Raw genomic sequence first — 16,405 nt, forward strand, 5'->3', positions numbered from 1 at the left:
CGCTGTGCGCGTTAGTCGACAACTTTCCGATGCCTCGCGTGGCGGGATGGAAAGCGTGTGCCGAGATCGGATCAAAGAGGCAATGCATATTTTTCGGCGATGTCAAGTTACGTCGTCGGGCGACGTATTACGGTGTTTTACCGCAGGGTATTGAGCATTCGCGTGAACCACTGTACGGCATCGCACGTTGCGCCCCTTGCTCGCCGATGCAAGATTTCAGGCGCAGGACACCCAAGGGTCCAGACTCGCGTACTTTTGTCCAACCCGTCGATCCCTGTTCCACGGGCGATCCTAAACCAAGCAAGGGCTTAGGCACATTCATGATTGCACCAGCACCGCACATCGAGATCATCAAATCACCCGAAGTATTCAAGGCACTCGAACCCGAATGGCAGGCGCTCTGGAAGCGCGCCAAGGGCCGCCATCACGAATCGTTCCCGGTTGCGTGGCTGAGCTGGGAGTGCGTCGCAAAACCGCTCGGGCGCGCGCTGCGGCTCATCGCGGTTCGTAGCGAAGGTCGTCTCATCGCGGTATGGCCCCTCGTGCGCTCGCGCAATCGGCTCTGGACCATCCTGCGTCCGTTGAGTCCGGAATCCGCCGACTATACGACCGTGCTCGCCGACCCCGACTACGCGTCGCCCGCGCTGACCGAAGCCGTCTGGCGCGCGGCGCGGGAGCAGTGCCCCTCGGACATTATCCTCCTTCCTTATCTGGACAAGACCGGCGATCTGTATCGGCTGGCGAGCGCCCACGACGGCATGATGGTCGCGAACGAGCATCCCTACGCCATTGCGCGACTCTCGCGCGAGAAGGACTGGGAGAGCTTCTCGGCGCCGCTCGGCACGCTATCCGGGAAGAAGCCCGGCGCGCTGCTCAGGCGTCTGGAGCGGCAGGGCAAGGTCGAGATCCGCATTCTCGGCCCCGACGACGCTGACGAGAACGCCCGCATGGTCGACTGGATGCTCGCCTGCAAGCGCAACTGGGCCGAGCGCGTCGACAAGAAGGGCGCATGGCTCTATTCGCCGCTCTTCCGCAATTATCTGGTGAGCATCCTCAACTACCCGGCCGGATCTGACTCGGAGCCCAGCGCGCGCATGATGGTGCTCACGCTCGATGGGGCGCCCATCGCGGCCAATATGATCGGGATGGGCACCGACAGCATTCTCGGCGCGATGGGCGGCTTCGACCGCCAGCACAGCAAGCTCGCGCCCGGCGCGATCACCACGGAGGCGTGGGTGCGCTGGGCGCTCGAACACCGGCTGGACTTCGACCTCGGCGTCGGGTCAGAGGCGTTCAAGCCGTACTGGAGCAAAGGCAATCTCGCGGTCGCGGTCAGCATTCAGATCGCCCAGTCTCCGTGGGGACGCGTCGCATTCGCCATGCAGGAAGGCATTGCGAAACTCGCCGCTATTCGCGCGGGAATGCGTCGGCCGAATAGCGATGCCACATCCGGCAAAACCCGTGGTGAATCAGTAGAAACCCGCACGAGCGAAGCCGCTAAATAATCTGAGTAAATCCGCCGGCTGGAAAATCGTGCAATAAAACACGCAGCCGGCGCATTAATTCAGAGGAATATTGCCAGAAAGAATTTCACTTTTCCTCAGACGTGAAAACCGTCGTCCTTTTGCGACGACGGATTAATTTCGCCGCTCGTGCGAAATTAATATCAATCCTCAGAAGTAATCCCCCGCGTTTTCCCGAATCCCCCGCCAGACGTGCGATTGAGGCGTACGTACGTCCTCGACATTATGACCTGTCCCCGCTATTTCGTTACAGCTCGTTACGAAACATTATTAATGATCATACAAGGTTATGTATCATACGTCCCCGGTGTCGGTATTAGATACCTTGTTACGCGAGCGTTATGAAGTAAGTTTGACCGGCATATTGGGAGTGGCTTGCTTTGGGCAATGTAGCGCCCCGGTTAAACCGCTCGGCAAATGTCGCCCGATCTATCGGTCTTCGACGAACGTTCTTTTCCTAGTCGCCTATCAATAACGTCAAGCACAATGTCCTTTTCTAAAAAAACCGTTAATTCCTTTTTCGAGCACACCGCCTCCCAAACCGAAAACCGCATTTTCACGCGCCGCAAGTTCGTAACCGCGCTTGTCATGGGCGCCGGCACGGCGGCACTGGCCGCGTGCGGCGGCGGCAGCGCCGACGACCTCGCCGCCACCGACAAGCGCTGGCACCGCGCGTCGACCGCTTCAAGCGCGTCGGCGGCGTCGAGCACCAGCGTGGCATCGTCGACGCAAGCGACCGCGAGCTCCTCCACCTCGGGCACCGTCGTCAACGCGAGTTCCTTCGGCGTGAAGGCCGATGGCGTGACCAACGACCGCGTCGCGCTGCAAAAGGCCATCGACGGCTCGGTGGGCAAGATTCTGCTGATCTCGGGCAAGGTGCGCATCGACGCGGCCGGCCTCGATCTGCGCTCCAATTCGCACCTGCGCTTCGCAAGCGGCGCGTCGATCAAGCTGCTCGCGCACAACACGGCGAGCTACCAGATGCTGCGCGTGTTCGACGTCGATAACGTTCAGATCGAAAACGCGACGCTCGACGGCAGCAAGGAGCTGAATTCGGCCACGAACGATCCGAACGACGGCGGGCAGGGCATGGGTATTTCGATTGCCGGCGGAACGAACGTCACGATCACCTCGCCGACCACCATCAACTGCTGGGGCGACGGCATCTACATCGGCAACTCGTATCGCACGGTCACGAAGGCAAGCAACGCGGTCATGATCACCAAGCACGTGGCGACGGGCTGCCGCCGTCAGGGCGCGACGATCACGAGCGGCAGCAACATCACGTTCGACTCGCCGACGTGGTCGACCATCGGCGGCACGATGCCTTCGGCCGGCCTCGACATCGAGCCGAACAACAACAACGCGGTGCTGCAGAACATCAAGATCATCAGCCCGACGACGAACAGCTGCCACTACGGCATCCTCGTGTACCTCGGCGCGTTCCCCGGACCGGTCGCGAAGGTCGTGTCGATCGACATCACGAACCACCACGACAACGCTTCGAACCATGTGGCGTACGCGGTCGGCGGCTTGCAGCTGAACGGTCGCTCGGTCACGGGCCATATCAGCAGCGACAACCCGGTGTACACGCATTCGGCGCTCGGCTTCAGCAAGACGGACTGGGATAACGCCGGCCCGTCGGTCGAAGTGACGAACATGACGTACACGCGCTAAGCGGCAGGCGTCCGTTGCCATGGACAGGAGAGCCGCCATTTCGTCGCGGCTCTTCTGTTTGTCGGCTGTCTCTGATTTCCACTCAGCGCCAACGCACTAAACTTCCAGGGAAATTTGCCGAAAACTTAAGGCATGGATGGTGCTCTAAAAGGGTGGCCCGATTGCGGTTTACCCGGGCACCGAATCATCTGGAGAGTGCATGAATTTCGCCACTACTGTCGGCACGATCGCGTTTTTCGCTGTCGTCGCTCTGGCCTTGCTGGCGCTGGCCGAGGTGCTGCTGCCGTCGCGGCGGCGCAACCGCCGGAAATCGGAGAACGCGGAGGCGTCGTCCGGATTGTTCGGCGGCATGCGTGCGCGGTTTCACAAGTCCGGGCCGCTGAAGCCGAACGAAGCGGCTCAGTCGTCGCGCTCGGGCCACTCCGACTAGCGCTTGCAGTTTTTTCAAAGTCGGCCGGTCATCGCGTTCAACGCCACCCAAAGCTTCAATCGTCAGTCTGTCGTGTCGTGGGCAACAGCGCACGCGCGTAATGCAAGCAAAGCGTCGTTTCAGGCATTGAGCCTTTCGGCACGCGGGCCGCGCGGCATCGTGCGGGTTCTGCGGTACGTTTCCTCATAGCGGTGCCAAGTCGTGTCGATGGAAAACTGGCGCTCTATCCGCTCGCGAGCCGCTTTTCCCAGCGCCGCGCGGGTCTCCTCACTCAGCGTCAACATCGCGATGAGCGCTGTTGCAAGCGCGTCTGCGTCTTGCGGCGGGACCACGAACCCGGTTTCGCCGATGAGCCATTTCGTATCGCCGACATCGGTCGCCACGCACGGAACGCCGCAGGCCATCGCTTCTCCGACCACCGTCGGCAAGCCTTCGCTGCGCGAGGAGAGGCAGAACACGTCGAGCGCCGCGAGCGTCGTTTGCGGGTCCGGCAGCGCGCCGAGGAGCCGGCACGCGTCGCCGACACCGGCCTCGCGCAGACAAGCGACGAGCTCGCCGTTGCTGTCGTCGAGACCGCGTCCGGCCATCGCGAAGCGGCAATGCGGGAGCGCCTCAGACACGCGGCGTATCGCGGCAATGAAGTTCGGATAGTCCTTGACCGGATGATATCGCCCGACGATACCGATCACCGGCGCATCCGCGTCGAAGCCGAGCGCGCGGCGCAAGGTCTCGCGCGCCTGCGGCATCGGTCTGAAGAGATCGGGCTCGAAGCCGTTCGGAATCACCATCATCTTAGTCGGACAATAGCCGCCGTGCGCGTGCGAACGTCTGGCCGCTTCGCCGCAGCAGATGATCGAATCCGGCACGCGCGCCGACAGCAGCGCGCACGCTCGCGTGACCCAGCGCGTCATGCGGTTGCTGCCGGTCGAGCGCAAGTCGGTGTGGTGGATGCCCCAGACGAGCGCGGGGCGCGGCGCGCGCGAACCGCGCATGCGTCGCCACGCGCTCGCGGCATGCACGGCGAGCCCGCCCATCAGATCGCCGTGATAGAGCCACGTCTGCACGACATCCGGATCCAGCTCGCCGAGCCAGCGGATCAGCGTCGCGAACTTGCGCGGACCGGGCACGCCGCGACGCATGCCGAGGATGCGCACTTCGGCGCCCGCTTCGCGAATGCGCGCGGCCAGCGTGTCTTCGGACGAAAGCGAGATCACCGTATGCCGAACGCCGGTCCCGCGCGATGCGCGTATCAGCCGGTAGAGCAGCATCTCCGCGCCGTCGGCCGGCAGCGCCGTGATGATATGGACGATTTTCACGGCGCGATGTGCAGCGAAGAAGGCGCGCGTTCCGGCGCGGGCGCGAGCGTGCGATACACGCCGATGGTCTTGTCGAGCACGATGGCTTCGTCGAACTCCCGCAAGGCTTTGTCGCGAGCGGCAAGACCCAGGCGGCGCGCGAGCGCGCGATCATCGTCGAGCAGGCGGATCGCGTTTGCGAGCGCGGTCGCATCGCGCACCGGCACCACGAGACCGTCCTCGCCGTTGCGACTGACGACTTCGCGGCAGCCGGGCGCGTCCGTCGTGATGAGCGGCAACGCGCACGCCGCCGCCTCGATCAGCGATTTCGGCAGACCTTCGCGATAGCTCGGCAGCACCATCACGTCGGTTTGCGCGAGCAGAGAAGGCATGTCGCTCACATGACCGCGCCATTCGACGAGACCTTCGGCCACCCAGCCTTCGATGGTCGACCGCTCGATAGACGCCGGATTACCCGCGTCCGGCATGCCCGCAAGCACGAACCGGATGGTGCGATGCTCGCGCTTGAGCGCGCGCGCCGCTTCGACGAATTCCGCGATGCCCTTGTCCCACAACATGCGCGCGGCGAGCAGCACGCGCAGCGGCTCCGACGAAAGCGGCGCGTCGTCGGGCGGCGCCTTGAAGCGCGAGCAGTTGACCCCCGAGCCTTTGATGAGATGAATCGCTTTCTCATCCACTAGGCGCGCGGTCTTGAACATCGTCACGTCGTCGGGATTCTGAAGGATGAGCGCGCAGTCGTCGCCATCGAGCGCCACGCGCAGCACGCGTCGAACGAGCGGGCGCAGCAATCGCGCCTTCAAATCGCGGCTCGTGAATACGTAGCCGAGGCCCGCCACCGAGTTCACCCGCGCGGGCACGCCAGCCAGCTTCGCGCCGAGCGATCCGTACACTGCGCTTTTTATCGTGAAACCGTGCACCAGCGCCGCGTCTTCTTCGCGAAAGAGACGGGCGAGCCATAACACCAACGCCAGTTCGCGGAACGGATTCAGACTGCGGCGAATCATCGGCACGGCGCGCCAGCGAAAGCCGAGTTCGCATAGCTTCGGCCCGTATTCGCCCGGCGGCGAGATCAGCACGACTTCGTGACCCATATCGCGTAACCGGTAGGCCAGCGACAGGCGGAAGTTGTACAGATACCAGTCGGTATTCGCAAACAGGATGACTTTGTTCATGGCCTCGTCCCATGCAGCGTAGTTGTGCCCCGACGATTGCGGACGTTCGCGCTCTGCGGCGCGTGGATGCCGGCGGCCCGCACACCGACGCGCTCGAATAGCGCGTCCCAAAGCCTCAAAATCGCGTCGACCGAATAACGCTCGCGCATCGACTGCGCGCCTTTGCGTCCGAGTTCGGCGCGCAGTCTTTCGTCGCCGAGCAGACGGGCCAGCGCGTCGGCGAGCGCGTCGCGGTCGTTCGGCGGCACGAGCAGCGCGTCTTCGCCGTTGCGCGTGATGTCGCGCGGGCCGCTCTTGCAATCGACTGCCACGGCGGGCACGCCCAGCGCCATGCTTTCGGCGAGCGCGAGCCCGAATCCTTCGAAGCGCGACGACATGGCGAACGCCTGCGCGCGCCGCATCTCCGCCCACGGATCGCTCGTCACGCCGGGCATGAAGATGCGATCGCCGAGTCCGTAGCCGTCGATCTTCGCCTGTAGCGATGCGCGCTCGGCGCCTTCGCCCCAAATGGTCAGGTCCCACAGCGGGAAGCGCGACGCAATCGACGCGTACGCATCAATTAGTAATCCATAATTCTTCTGCGGATGAAGCCGCCCGAACGAAGCAAGGCGCATCCGTCCGTTCTCAGCGGCAATTGCCGTCTTTTCGAACTCGCGGAACAGTTCCGGCGGCAGCGGGTTCGGCATGACCGCCATGTGGCGCACGCCGGGCACCATCGCGCGGAAAGGCTCCACGACGTTCTCGGTCAGGACCGTTACCGCGTCCGCGTGCGGATAGGCAAGGCGGGTGGCGAGCCGCCAGAACCGCGAGCGGCCGTCGACGGACGGGTCGTTGTGCTCACACACGATGAGCGGCACGCGTTGCCTGAGCGACGCGAGAATGCCCGCGACGTTGACGTTGTACAGAAAGCTCACGACGACATCCGGCCGGCTTTCGGCGATGACCGCACGCAGTGCGCGCTGCCGCTCCAGATACCCGAGCGCGCCGCTGCGCGGCTGCTTCACGCGGTCGGCCAGCCGCACGAAGCGCACCTTGTCCGACAGCGCATAGAAGCAGGGCGTGCTTCGACGATACGTCGCGACCACCGTGACGGTGTCGCCTCGCTCGCTCCACGCATTGACGAGCGTGGCCGCGACGCGTTCGGCGCCGCCGCTTCCCATCGAACTCACGAGCAGCGTGATGTTCATGCGACCAGATCTCCCGTGGGACGCGCGGGCGGCACGCGCTTCGCGACGATCATCGACAGGCAGAACACCGACGCGTGCATCATGCCGGTTCCGAGCAACACGCCCGGCATGCCGATCCAGCGCGTGAGCACGACGTTGGCCAGCACTTTCACGACGAAGGCGAGCGCGGTGACGACCGCCATGTCCTTGTAGCGTCCTTCGACGGCCAGGAGGTTCATCATCACCAGCGCGGCGAAGTAAAAGGGCAACTGCACCAGCGAATATCGCATCAGCTCGGCGACGAGCAGCGTATTGCCCGCGGTGAACGCGCCGCGCTGAAAGAGCACCTGCACCATCCACGGCGCGAGCGGATACGCGATCACGGCGCACACCGTCCCTGCGCCCAGCATCAGCACGGACCATTGGAACGCCGTCTGCCGTGCGCGCGTCACGTCGTCCTTGCCGAGAATGTCGGAGAGCACGGGCAGCGTGCCTTGCGCAATGGCGAGCGCGCCCATGCTGATCAAGAGGCCGAAGACGCGGTTCGCATAGCCGAGCGTGGCGACCGCGCCATCGCCCAGATGCGCGACGAAGTACTGATCCAGCGCGGGCGAGCAGCACACCACGAGCTGGCCCAGCATGAAGACGCGCACTGCGCGATAGATGGGTTGCCAGCGCTGCGAGCGGAACGTGAGCGAGAGGCGCGCGTAACGGCCTTCCACCTTGCCGCCGAGCGGCCAGACCACCAGCACGAAGACGACATAGCCGAGCAGCGTGCCCCACATGAGCGGCACCATCGCGCTCTTTTCCGTCATGAACAGCACGAGCAGCAGCGTCATCACGGCCGGCAAGCCGTCGAGCAGCGTGCCGATATGGCGCTCTTTCGACTGCAAGCGCGTGCCGTACGCCGTCTCGATCATGATGAGTACCCCGATGGGCGCCATCACCAGCATCATCTGATGCGCCATCTCCCTCGTCTGCGCGGAGAGGCTGCCCGCCATGAATTGAAGCGCGTACGGCCACACGAGATAAAGGATCGCGGTGAAGACCAGGCCGACGACGATTCCCCATGCCACGAGTTCACCGAGAAACTGTGCCTCCTCGTTCGCCGACTGGCGGCGCAGATCCACGAATGCCGGAACCAGCACGATTGCGAACACCGCCGCGCATGCGGCCGGCAGCCACGAAACGAGCGTCAGCGTGATCTGATACGCATCCACGACGTGACTGATGCCATAGCGATACGCGATGACCATTTCCTTGGCCGCGCCGGCGCATCGCCCGAGCAGGACAAAGACGGCGACGCGTGCCATCCCGCGCGCGGCGCGCAGGTGATCCGGGTGAAGCTGTAAAAGCCGTTCTCTCAGTGCCGCAAATTGTGAGATCAACGCAAGGGCCTCATGGTCCGCCGCCTGCGGCCGAAAGCGCCTGTGCGCTGATTGGCTCGCGGTCAGCTTGTTCTGAAAGGAAGCGGACATACCACGGCATGGCCCTCTCGATGCCGTCCGCGAAGGCGACCTTGCGTCCGTAACCGAGCAGACGCTCGGCCTTGGAGACGTCGGCTTGCGAATGGCGCACGTCGCCCGCGCGAAACGGGCCGTACTCCGGATCCCGGCGGCTCGTGATGCCATGTCGGGCGAGCGCCCGCTTGAGTTCTTCGTATAACTGCTTGAGCGTCGTGCGGTCCCCGACCGCCACGTTGTACACCTGCCCCTTCGCCTCGCGCGCGGCCATTGCGGCGAGGATATTCACTTGGACGACGTTATCGACATAGCAGAAGTCGCGGCTCGTTTCGCCGTCGCCGTTGATGGTGATGACCTCGTCTTCGATGAGCGCGGCGGTCCACTTCGGAACCACGGCCGCATACGCGCCGTCTGGGTCCTGACGCTTGCCGAAGACGTTGAAATAGCGCAGCCCTGTCGCGTGGAAGTCGTAGGTCCGCGCGAACACCGACGCATACAGTTCGTTCGCGTACTTGGTCACGGCATACGGCGAGAGCGGCTGGCCGATGCGATCCTCGACCTTCGGCAAGCCCGGATGGTCGCCATATGTCGAACTCGACGCGGCGTACGTGAAGCTCTCGACGCCCGCTTCGCGCGCCGCGCACAGCATGTTGAGAAAGCCGCTCAGGTTGACGTCGTGCGTCGCGATTGGATCGCGCACCGAACGCGGCACGGAACCGAGCGCGGCTTCATGCAGCACATGATCCACGCCTTCGAGCGCCGCCTTGCAATCGGCGAGGTTGCGGATATCGCCTTCGATGAAGCGAAACCGCTGCCACTGCCGCTCATCGACGACACTGCGCACTTCGTCCAGATTGCGCCGGTGTCCGGTCGCGAAGTTGTCGAGGCCGACCACGCGTTGATCGAGCGCCAGCAAGGCTTCGAGCAGGTTCGAGCCGATAAAGCCGGCCACTCCGGTGACAAGCCACGTCTGCGGCTTCTCGCGCAACGCTTCGCATACGGATTCGTATCGGTCGAGGTCAAGGTCGGGGTCGGGCATGGTCGTTCTCTGTGAACGCGTCACAGACGCAGGTCGCTGGCGTCTGCCGGAAGCACGTACTTCAGGTCGTACACCACATGCTGGTCCTTGCCGAGCGCATGCAGCGCGTCAGCGCCCATCTCCGCGAACTGACGATGCGATACCGCCACGATGATCGCGTCGTACGCGCCCTTCGCAGGTTCCTCGATGGGCTGAATGCCGTACTCGTGAAACGCATCTTCGCGCGAGATCCACGGATCGTAGACATCGACATTCGTGCCGTACTGCTGCAACTCCGTGACGATATCCACCACGCGCGAGTTGCGCATGTCCGGGCAGTTCTCCTTGAACGCGAGTCCCATCACCAGCACGCGCGCGCCGGGAATATAGATGCGCGCCCGGGTCATCGCCTTCACCAGTTGCGAGACCGCGTAGGTGCCCATGCTGTCGTTCAGGCGCCGCCCGGCGAGAATGATCTCGGGGTTGTAGCCGATGGATTGCGCCATGTGCGTCAGATAATACGGATCGACGCCGATGCAGTGACCGCCGACAAGCCCCGGCCTGAAGTTGAGGAAGTTCCACTTCGTGCCGGCCGCAAGGAGCACGGCTTCCGTGTCGATGCCCATCTTGTTGAAGATGATCGACAGCTCGTTCACGAGCGCGATGTTCACATCGCGCTGCGTGTTCTCGATGGCCTTCGCCGCTTCCGCCACGCGAATGCTGCTCGCCTTGTGCGTGCCGGCGGTGATGATCTGCCGATACAACTCATCCACCGCGTCCGCGACTTCCGGCGTCGAGCCCGAAGTGACCTTCTTGATGTCGGGCAGCCGATGCAGCTTGTCGCCCGGGTTGATGCGCTCGGGACTGTAGCCCGCGAAGAAGTCCACGTTGAAGCGCAGGCCCGACACGCGTTCGAGCACGGGCACGCATTCTTCTTCCGTGACGCCCGGATACACGGTCGATTCGTAGATCACGACATCGCCGGGTTTCAGCGCCGAGCCGATGGTTTCGCTCGCGCGCAGCAGCATGCCGAGATCGGGGCGCTTGTGCCGGTCGATCGGCGTCGGCACGGTGGCGATGAAGACGGTGCAGTCCTTGAGCGCGGCGGGATCGTCGGCAAAGACGAGCGATTTCGCGGCGCGCAGTTCGTCGTCGGGGACTTCGAGCGTCGCGTCGTGGCCTTCGCGCAGCGAGTCGATGCGATGGCGGTTCACGTCGAAGCCCACGACTTCATGATGCTTGCTGAACTCGACGGCGAGGGGCAGGCCGACATAGCCGAGCCCGATCACGGCGATCTTATGGTCAGTAAGCGAACGCATGACGGTTTCTCCAGTCTCTAAGCAACGCTTGGGGTCGGATGGTGCCTGGCGGTTCGTCTGCTGCGGCCCCGCGGCGCGGGACCGGGCCAGCTTATTCGGGTGCGGACTCGTAGTTGTGCGCCACATAGGCGCTGCTGCCGTAGCGGCCCGCGAGCGCCTTGTTCGCCGTATGCAGCGAGACGCCGTTGAGCAGCACGCCGGTCACGCGCGCGCCCGTCTGGTTCAGCCGCTTCATCGCCTCCTTGATTTCGCCGACGCGGGTGCGTCCATACAGCGAGACGAGGAAGATGGTGCCGGCCGCCGGAGCGATCGCGCCTGCGTCCGATACGGCGAGCACGGCTGCGGCGTCCACCAGCACGATGTCGTAGCTTCGCGACGCTTCTGCGATCACCTCGCGATACTTCGAGCTCAGCAGCAGCTCGGCCGGGCTCGCCGGATACGGTCCGCCTTGCAGCACATCGAGATTGGGCAGCACGTTGCGTTGCACCGAGCCCTCGAAGGTATGCGTGCCGCTCAGAATGTTCGCGAGCCCCGGCCCCGGCTGAATGCCGAACTGCCGATGCAGATAGCCTTTGCGCAAGTCGGCGTCGATCAGCAGCACGCGCGTGCCGCCCGATGCGAGCACCGTGGCGAGATTCGCGGACAGGAACGACTTGCCGACGCCCGGCAGCGGCCCGGCGATCATGACGACGTTGTTGCGCGCGCCGACCAGCGAGAACTGGAGCGCCGAGCGCAGAATGCGCAGCGCTTCGACGGTCGGGTCCTTCGGAAACTGCGCGGCGAGCACCGCCTGACGCGGCGACGTGCCGTTCACGACGCTGGAAAGCGCCGGCTGACGCGCGCTCTGCGGAATCGTCGCGAACACGCTCAGACCCGTTTCGACTTCGATCTCCTGCGAATCCGTGACGCCGCGGAAGATGCGGTCGAGCAGCATCGCGAGGCCCACGGCCGCGAAGAGGCCGAGCGCGAGCGCGACGGCGAACGCGAGCCACTTGATCGGCTTGACCGGCAGTTCGGGCACGTCCGCCGTGTCGATCAATTGAACCGACGCGGCCTTGCCCGCCTTGATGAGCATCATCTCTTCGATGTTGTTGCGCAGCGCCGTGTAGAGGTCCGTGCTCACCCGGACGTTGCGCAGGAGGCGCAGCGCGCCTTGCTCTTCCATCGGCATGGAACGCGTGCGGTCGTTCAGCTTCGAGAGAAACTGCTCGGTAGCGGCGATCTGCTTGTCGATCGCGACGATTCGCGGGTGCGCGCTCGAAAACGTCGTGGAGAGCTCATCGCGCGAATGGCGCAACGTCAGCAGCTGCGCGTTCGCGTCGGCGGTTTGCTTGAGCAGCAGACGGTTCGCTTCATCGGTATCGAGCAGCGAATTCCGGTCGCGATACGTGTTGTATGCGTTCTCGGCGTCTTCCATCTGACGCTTGAGCACGGGCAACTGGCGTTGCAGGTAGGTCAGCGAATTCTCCGCGATGACGGCCTTGCGGTCGCCATTGAGCCGCACGTACTGACGGCCGATCTCGTTGATGGTCGCGGCCACCTGCACGGCATCGGCGCTTTCGAGCGTCGCTTTCAGCACGCTCGATTTATTGCCCTGCTCGCTGATCTTCATCTGACTCTGGATCGCGTCGATGGTCAGCTGACGCGAGTAGTGCACGACCTCGAAGCCGACACCCGGATTGCCTCGCAGCGCCGTCACGAGCAAGCGCACCGGTCCTTTCGGCGTCTGCACGAGCAGCACTTCGCCGACGGTGCCGATGACCGGCGTGCCGAGCGCGGGATTGCTCAACTCATACTGTCCGTCCTTGCGCGCCGTCAGCGTGAACTTGCTGCCTTCGAGCTGGCGCGGCACGTCGAAGTCGGGAACGGTGATGGATTCGTCGCCCCATGCGTAGTCACCGAAACCGAAGAGGCCCGGCTCCGACAACTCGCCGTTGTGATGCGAGAAGCGGTTGCCGAAAATCGGCAAGCGCCGCGGCTCGGCGCTGATATAGAGCTTGAGCGCGTCGACCGCCCGCGAGACCACGAGCTTCGAGCCGAGCACCTGCATTTCGCCTTCCGCCGAAGAGCGATCGTCGAGCGTCGGCAGCATGTTGCTCAGCGGATCGCCGGGGCGCGAATTCGATACGTCCTTGTTGTCTTCGACCTTGATCAGAATGGCGGATCGATAGATGGGCGGGCTCAGATACGCGTAAGCCGCGCCGAGCAACAACGCGAAAAGCACGACCACCGTAATCAGCACGCGGTGATTGATCACCGTGTCTATTAAAGAGGCAAAAGGAATCTCGTCGTCGGTTTCGGTAGCGGCTTCGTCGGACGTTTTAGTTCTGGCAATCATATTAAGCAGTTCCGGGCGCTTATGGTCGGTTCAGACAGAGACGGCGGACTTCTGCAGCGGGATGCTCCGAGTGAGTTTCTAAGGAAGACAGATGATTGTTCTGTGTGCGCATGAGACGAATTGCGCGTGACGCAACCGTATCAGTCTGCATTTCACGGGTATGCGCGGAACCCCACACTCCGGCCTGCGGGTATATCGGACGGCGAATCAAATCGCCTGAGGAATATAAAAGAGCGCTCGCATCTAGTTAATTCGGGTTACTAATGCAAGCGTCTTCGAGTCGGTGTTTATACGGACGCTCGTTATCCATCTAATGATTCAAACCGTATTCAGTGCGTTTATGACCCTCGTATTAAACCGGTCGACTATTTCGCAATAAGCAGGTTTTGTTTTGAACGCTTAAAAGAACGACGATGCGAAAGCTTCGTCGGAAGAATGGACGATTGCGTAAAGTCTCGAAGTACTAATAGAGATGTCGTCACGGATGCCCCGATTGCCCGCATCCGCTCGTGGCTTTAGCATGCGAAGTCCTCGACGCCGATCCTCAGCCGCCATGCACATCGCCATTCTCACCTTCGAAGGCTTCAACGAACTCGACTCGCTGATCGCGCTCGGCATACTCAATCGCGTCAGGAAGCCGGACTGGACCGTGTCGATCGCGAGCCCGTCGGCCGAGGTGCGCTCGATGAACGGCGTCGTGCTGAAGGCGCAGGCATCGCTCGAAGACGCGGCGACGGCCGATGCGGTCATCGTGGGCAGCGGCATGCTGACGCGCGAAGTCGTCGCCGACGCGAGCCTGATGGCGCGGCTCGCGCTCGATCCCGCGCGGCAGCTCGTCGGCGCGCAGTGCTCGGGCACGCTCGTGCTCGCGAAGCTCGGCTTGCTGCAAGGCGTCGCCGCCTGCACCGATCTCACGACGAAGCCGTGGGTGCAGGAAGCCGGCGTCGCGGTCCTCGAACAGCCGTTCTTCGCGCGCGGCAACGTCGCGACGGCGGGCGGCTGCCTGGCATCCCAGTATCTGGCGGCGTGGGTCATTGCGCGGCTCGCAGGCGTCGATGCGGCACGGAGCGCCCTCCACTATGTCGCCCCGGTGGGCGAAAAGGACGCCTACGTGGACCGCGCGATGGCCAATGTGACGCCGTATCTGGACGCGGCGAGCGTTGTCGCATGAGCGCTTTGCCCGGTCGATAGCCGCTCCGGTCCGTTAAACAGATGCCGAAAAAAGCGGTATAACCGATTGCGCGGCCCGCCGGTTATGCGTTACAACGAAATGACCGTCAGCGGCCGCAACGCTGACGAGGCAGCCGCGCGAACGGGGCGACGCGGCAATCATCTGGAGATGGGGACATGAGGGTTCGGGCGACGGTGTTGCTGGTTCGCCAACATGCAGTGCTGCTGGTGAAGGAACGGGGTGGTCCGTGGTTTCTGCCGGGCGGCGAAGTCGGTCACGGCGAGTTGGCGATGAGCGCGGCCATCAGGGAGCTTTACGAGGAGACCGGCGCGGAGGCAAGCGCAGCGGCGTTTCTGTGGCAGCACGTGTCGGCGCACCACGTGCATCACGTTTATCGCGTGGCGATTCCGGCCGACGCGCGTCCGCATGCGAACTATCGCGCGGGCATCGACGAAGTGCGCTGGGTCGAGCTGTCGCAGCTCGCGGCCATGCCGGTCACGCCGGGCACGCGCGCCATTCTGAACCGCGCGGCCGGCGGCGGCACGACGCGCTCGTCGTGGCGCGACATTGGCTCGGCGCCGGGGGCGTCGGCGGGGTTCTGAGGGGCGAAAGCCGCGCGGCGCGGCTTGCGCTACGATCGCCACTGGCGCGCGGCCGCATTCCGGCCGGACTGCAACCGGTTTGTCTCTGCGCCGCGGAGACAATCGGCGAGCGCGGTGCTGCGCCAGATCGCCGATTTCGACCTCACCCTATGAGCGACCTCATTCCTTCTTCGCTTCTCGACGAAGTCCGCCGGCTGATCGATGCCGCCCGCGAGCGCGCGGCGGCCGCCGTCAACGCTGAACTCACGCTGCTCTACTGGCAGATCGGCAGCCGGGTACGCACCGAAGTGCTGGGCGGTGCGCGTGCCGAATATGGCCGGCAAGTGGTCGCGACGCTCGCGCGCGAGCTCGGCGCCCGCTACGGACGCGGCTGGAGCGAGAAGCAACTGCGGCACTGCATGCGGCTCGCGGAGATCTTTCCGGACGAGCAAAGTGTCTCCGCAGTGCGGAGACAATTGAGCTGGACGCATCTCAAGACCCTGATCTATATCGACGATCCGCTCAAGCGCGATTTCTACATCGAGCTTGCGCGCGTCGAGCGGTGGTCGTCGCGGCAAATGCAGGAACGCATCAATTCGATGCTGTTCGAGCGCAGCGCCATTTCGCGCCAGCCGGAAGCCGCCATTGCGCACGACATTGCCGTGATGCGCGACGAAGGGCGCGTGGAACCGGCGGCGCTTCTCAAAGACCCGTACGTGCTCGATTTCCTCGGACTGAACGACCATTACCTCGAAAAAGACCTCGAAGACGCGATTCTCCGCGAGATGGAGCAGTTCCTTCTGGAACTCGGCGCGGGCTTCACGTTCGTCGCGCGTCAGAAGCGCCTCCAGATCGACGACGACGATTTCTACATCGACCTGCTGTTCTACAACCGCAAGCTCAAGCGCCTCGTCGCCATCGAACTGAAGCTCGGCGCGTTCAAGGCGGAATACAAAAGCCAGATGGAACTCTATCTGCGCTGGCTCGCGAAGCACGAACAGGAGCCGGACGAGCTGCCGCCGCTCGGCATCATTCTGTGCGCGGGCAAAAAGCAGGAGCAGATCGAGCTGCTGGAATTGAACAAAAGCGGCATCCACGTCGCGGAATATCTGACGGTGCTGCCGCCGCGCGAAACCCTCGAAGCGAAGCTGCATCAGTCGATTCAGGCCGCGCGGTCGCGCCTTCTCACGCAGGAACCGGATTGAAGCGGTGCTTCATCCGACGAAAGCGG

At 63.6% G+C, this 16,405-nt stretch carries 13 protein-coding genes; 6 read left to right on the forward strand and 7 right to left on the reverse strand.

Annotated features, from left to right (window positions below):
* The first annotated feature begins 320 nt into the window (after positions 1-320).
* The 3 genes from NCR34_RS21395 to NCR34_RS21405 all read left to right on the forward strand — a co-directional run bounded on the left by NCR34_RS21395 (position 321) and on the right by NCR34_RS21405 (position 3,630).
* Positions 321-1,505: a GNAT family N-acetyltransferase gene (locus NCR34_RS21395; RefSeq protein WP_248324557.1), complete on the forward strand. Its 1,185-nt coding sequence runs from the start codon at positions 321-323 to the stop codon at positions 1,503-1,505.
* Between the two features lie 606 nt (positions 1,506-2,111).
* Entirely contained in the window at positions 2,112-3,200 is a 1,089-nt protein-coding gene (locus tag NCR34_RS21400; RefSeq protein ID WP_248324558.1) for a glycoside hydrolase family protein, read from the forward strand.
* Between the two features lie 199 nt (positions 3,201-3,399).
* Positions 3,400-3,630 (forward strand): hypothetical protein, encoded by a 231-nt coding sequence (locus NCR34_RS21405; protein WP_248324559.1) that lies wholly within the window; start codon positions 3,400-3,402, stop codon positions 3,628-3,630.
* Between the two features lie 119 nt (positions 3,631-3,749).
* Here NCR34_RS21405 and NCR34_RS21410 read toward each other — a convergent pair whose 3' ends face one another.
* From NCR34_RS21410 to NCR34_RS21440, 7 genes are all read right to left on the reverse strand, one after another.
* Positions 3,750-4,946: a glycosyltransferase gene (locus NCR34_RS21410; RefSeq protein WP_248324560.1), complete on the reverse strand. Its 1,197-nt coding sequence runs from the start codon at positions 4,944-4,946 to the stop codon at positions 3,750-3,752.
* Positions 4,943-6,118, reverse strand: a complete 1,176-nt coding sequence (locus NCR34_RS21415) for a glycosyltransferase family 4 protein (protein ID WP_248324561.1) — start codon at positions 6,116-6,118, stop codon at positions 4,943-4,945. Before NCR34_RS21415 ends, NCR34_RS21410 begins: the two co-directional genes overlap by 4 nt.
* Positions 6,115-7,305, reverse strand: coding sequence for a glycosyltransferase family 4 protein (locus tag NCR34_RS21420; RefSeq protein WP_248324562.1), 1,191 nt, complete (start codon positions 7,303-7,305; stop codon positions 6,115-6,117). The genes NCR34_RS21415 and NCR34_RS21420 overlap by 4 nt, the downstream gene beginning before the upstream one ends.
* Positions 7,302-8,597 (reverse strand): murein biosynthesis integral membrane protein MurJ, encoded by a 1,296-nt coding sequence (murJ, locus tag NCR34_RS21425; protein WP_248324563.1) that lies wholly within the window; start codon positions 8,595-8,597, stop codon positions 7,302-7,304. The genes NCR34_RS21420 and murJ overlap by 4 nt, the downstream gene beginning before the upstream one ends.
* Before the next feature lie 85 nt (positions 8,598-8,682).
* Entirely contained in the window at positions 8,683-9,786 is a 1,104-nt protein-coding gene (locus NCR34_RS21430; RefSeq protein ID WP_248324564.1) for an SDR family oxidoreductase, read from the reverse strand.
* Between the two features lie 20 nt (positions 9,787-9,806).
* Complete coding sequence (gene tviB / locus NCR34_RS21435; protein WP_248324565.1) at positions 9,807-11,084, reverse strand: Vi polysaccharide biosynthesis UDP-N-acetylglucosamine C-6 dehydrogenase TviB; 1,278 nt, start codon at positions 11,082-11,084, stop codon at positions 9,807-9,809.
* Between the two features lie 91 nt (positions 11,085-11,175).
* Complete coding sequence (locus NCR34_RS21440) at positions 11,176-13,422, reverse strand: polysaccharide biosynthesis tyrosine autokinase (RefSeq protein WP_248324566.1); 2,247 nt, start codon at positions 13,420-13,422, stop codon at positions 11,176-11,178.
* Positions 13,423-13,975: 553 nt separating this feature from the next.
* Here NCR34_RS21440 and NCR34_RS21445 point away from each other — a divergent pair.
* From NCR34_RS21445 to NCR34_RS21455, 3 genes are all read left to right on the forward strand, one after another.
* Positions 13,976-14,593 (forward strand): DJ-1/PfpI family protein, encoded by a 618-nt coding sequence (locus NCR34_RS21445; protein WP_248324567.1) that lies wholly within the window; start codon positions 13,976-13,978, stop codon positions 14,591-14,593.
* Between the two features lie 176 nt (positions 14,594-14,769).
* Positions 14,770-15,195: an NUDIX domain-containing protein gene (locus tag NCR34_RS21450; RefSeq protein WP_248324568.1), complete on the forward strand. Its 426-nt coding sequence runs from the start codon at positions 14,770-14,772 to the stop codon at positions 15,193-15,195.
* 149 nt (positions 15,196-15,344) lie between these two features.
* Positions 15,345-16,379 (forward strand): PDDEXK nuclease domain-containing protein, encoded by a 1,035-nt coding sequence (locus NCR34_RS21455; RefSeq protein ID WP_248324569.1) that lies wholly within the window; start codon positions 15,345-15,347, stop codon positions 16,377-16,379.
* The last annotated feature ends 26 nt before the right edge of the window (positions 16,380-16,405 follow it).

Source organism: Caballeronia sp. GAWG1-5s-s (assembly GCF_023631445.1).
Classification (GTDB): domain Bacteria; phylum Pseudomonadota; class Gammaproteobacteria; order Burkholderiales; family Burkholderiaceae; genus Caballeronia.

Excerpts from the sequence above, each read along its gene's own strand:
- NCR34_RS21445 (WP_248324567.1), top strand. The coding sequence starts at position 13,976 with ATGCACATCGCCATTCTCACCTTCGAAGGCTTCAACGAACTCGACTCG.
- tviB (WP_248324565.1), bottom strand. The coding sequence starts at position 11,084 with ATGCGTTCGCTTACTGACCATAAGATCGCCGTGATCGGGCTCGGCTAT.
- NCR34_RS21400 (WP_248324558.1), top strand. The coding sequence starts at position 2,112 with ATGGGCGCCGGCACGGCGGCACTGGCCGCGTGCGGCGGCGGCAGCGCC.
- NCR34_RS21395 (WP_248324557.1), top strand. The coding sequence starts at position 321 with ATGATTGCACCAGCACCGCACATCGAGATCATCAAATCACCCGAAGTA.
- NCR34_RS21430 (WP_248324564.1), bottom strand. The coding sequence starts at position 9,786 with ATGCCCGACCCCGACCTTGACCTCGACCGATACGAATCCGTATGCGAA.
- NCR34_RS21420 (WP_248324562.1), bottom strand. The coding sequence starts at position 7,305 with ATGAACATCACGCTGCTCGTGAGTTCGATGGGAAGCGGCGGCGCCGAA.
- NCR34_RS21440 (WP_248324566.1), bottom strand. The coding sequence starts at position 13,422 with ATGATTGCCAGAACTAAAACGTCCGACGAAGCCGCTACCGAAACCGAC.
- NCR34_RS21405 (WP_248324559.1), top strand. The coding sequence starts at position 3,400 with ATGAATTTCGCCACTACTGTCGGCACGATCGCGTTTTTCGCTGTCGTC.
- NCR34_RS21415 (WP_248324561.1), bottom strand. The coding sequence starts at position 6,118 with ATGAACAAAGTCATCCTGTTTGCGAATACCGACTGGTATCTGTACAAC.
- murJ (WP_248324563.1), bottom strand. The coding sequence starts at position 8,597 with ATGGCACGCGTCGCCGTCTTTGTCCTGCTCGGGCGATGCGCCGGCGCG.
- NCR34_RS21455 (WP_248324569.1), top strand. The coding sequence starts at position 15,345 with ATGAGCGACCTCATTCCTTCTTCGCTTCTCGACGAAGTCCGCCGGCTG.
- NCR34_RS21450 (WP_248324568.1), top strand. The coding sequence starts at position 14,770 with ATGAGGGTTCGGGCGACGGTGTTGCTGGTTCGCCAACATGCAGTGCTG.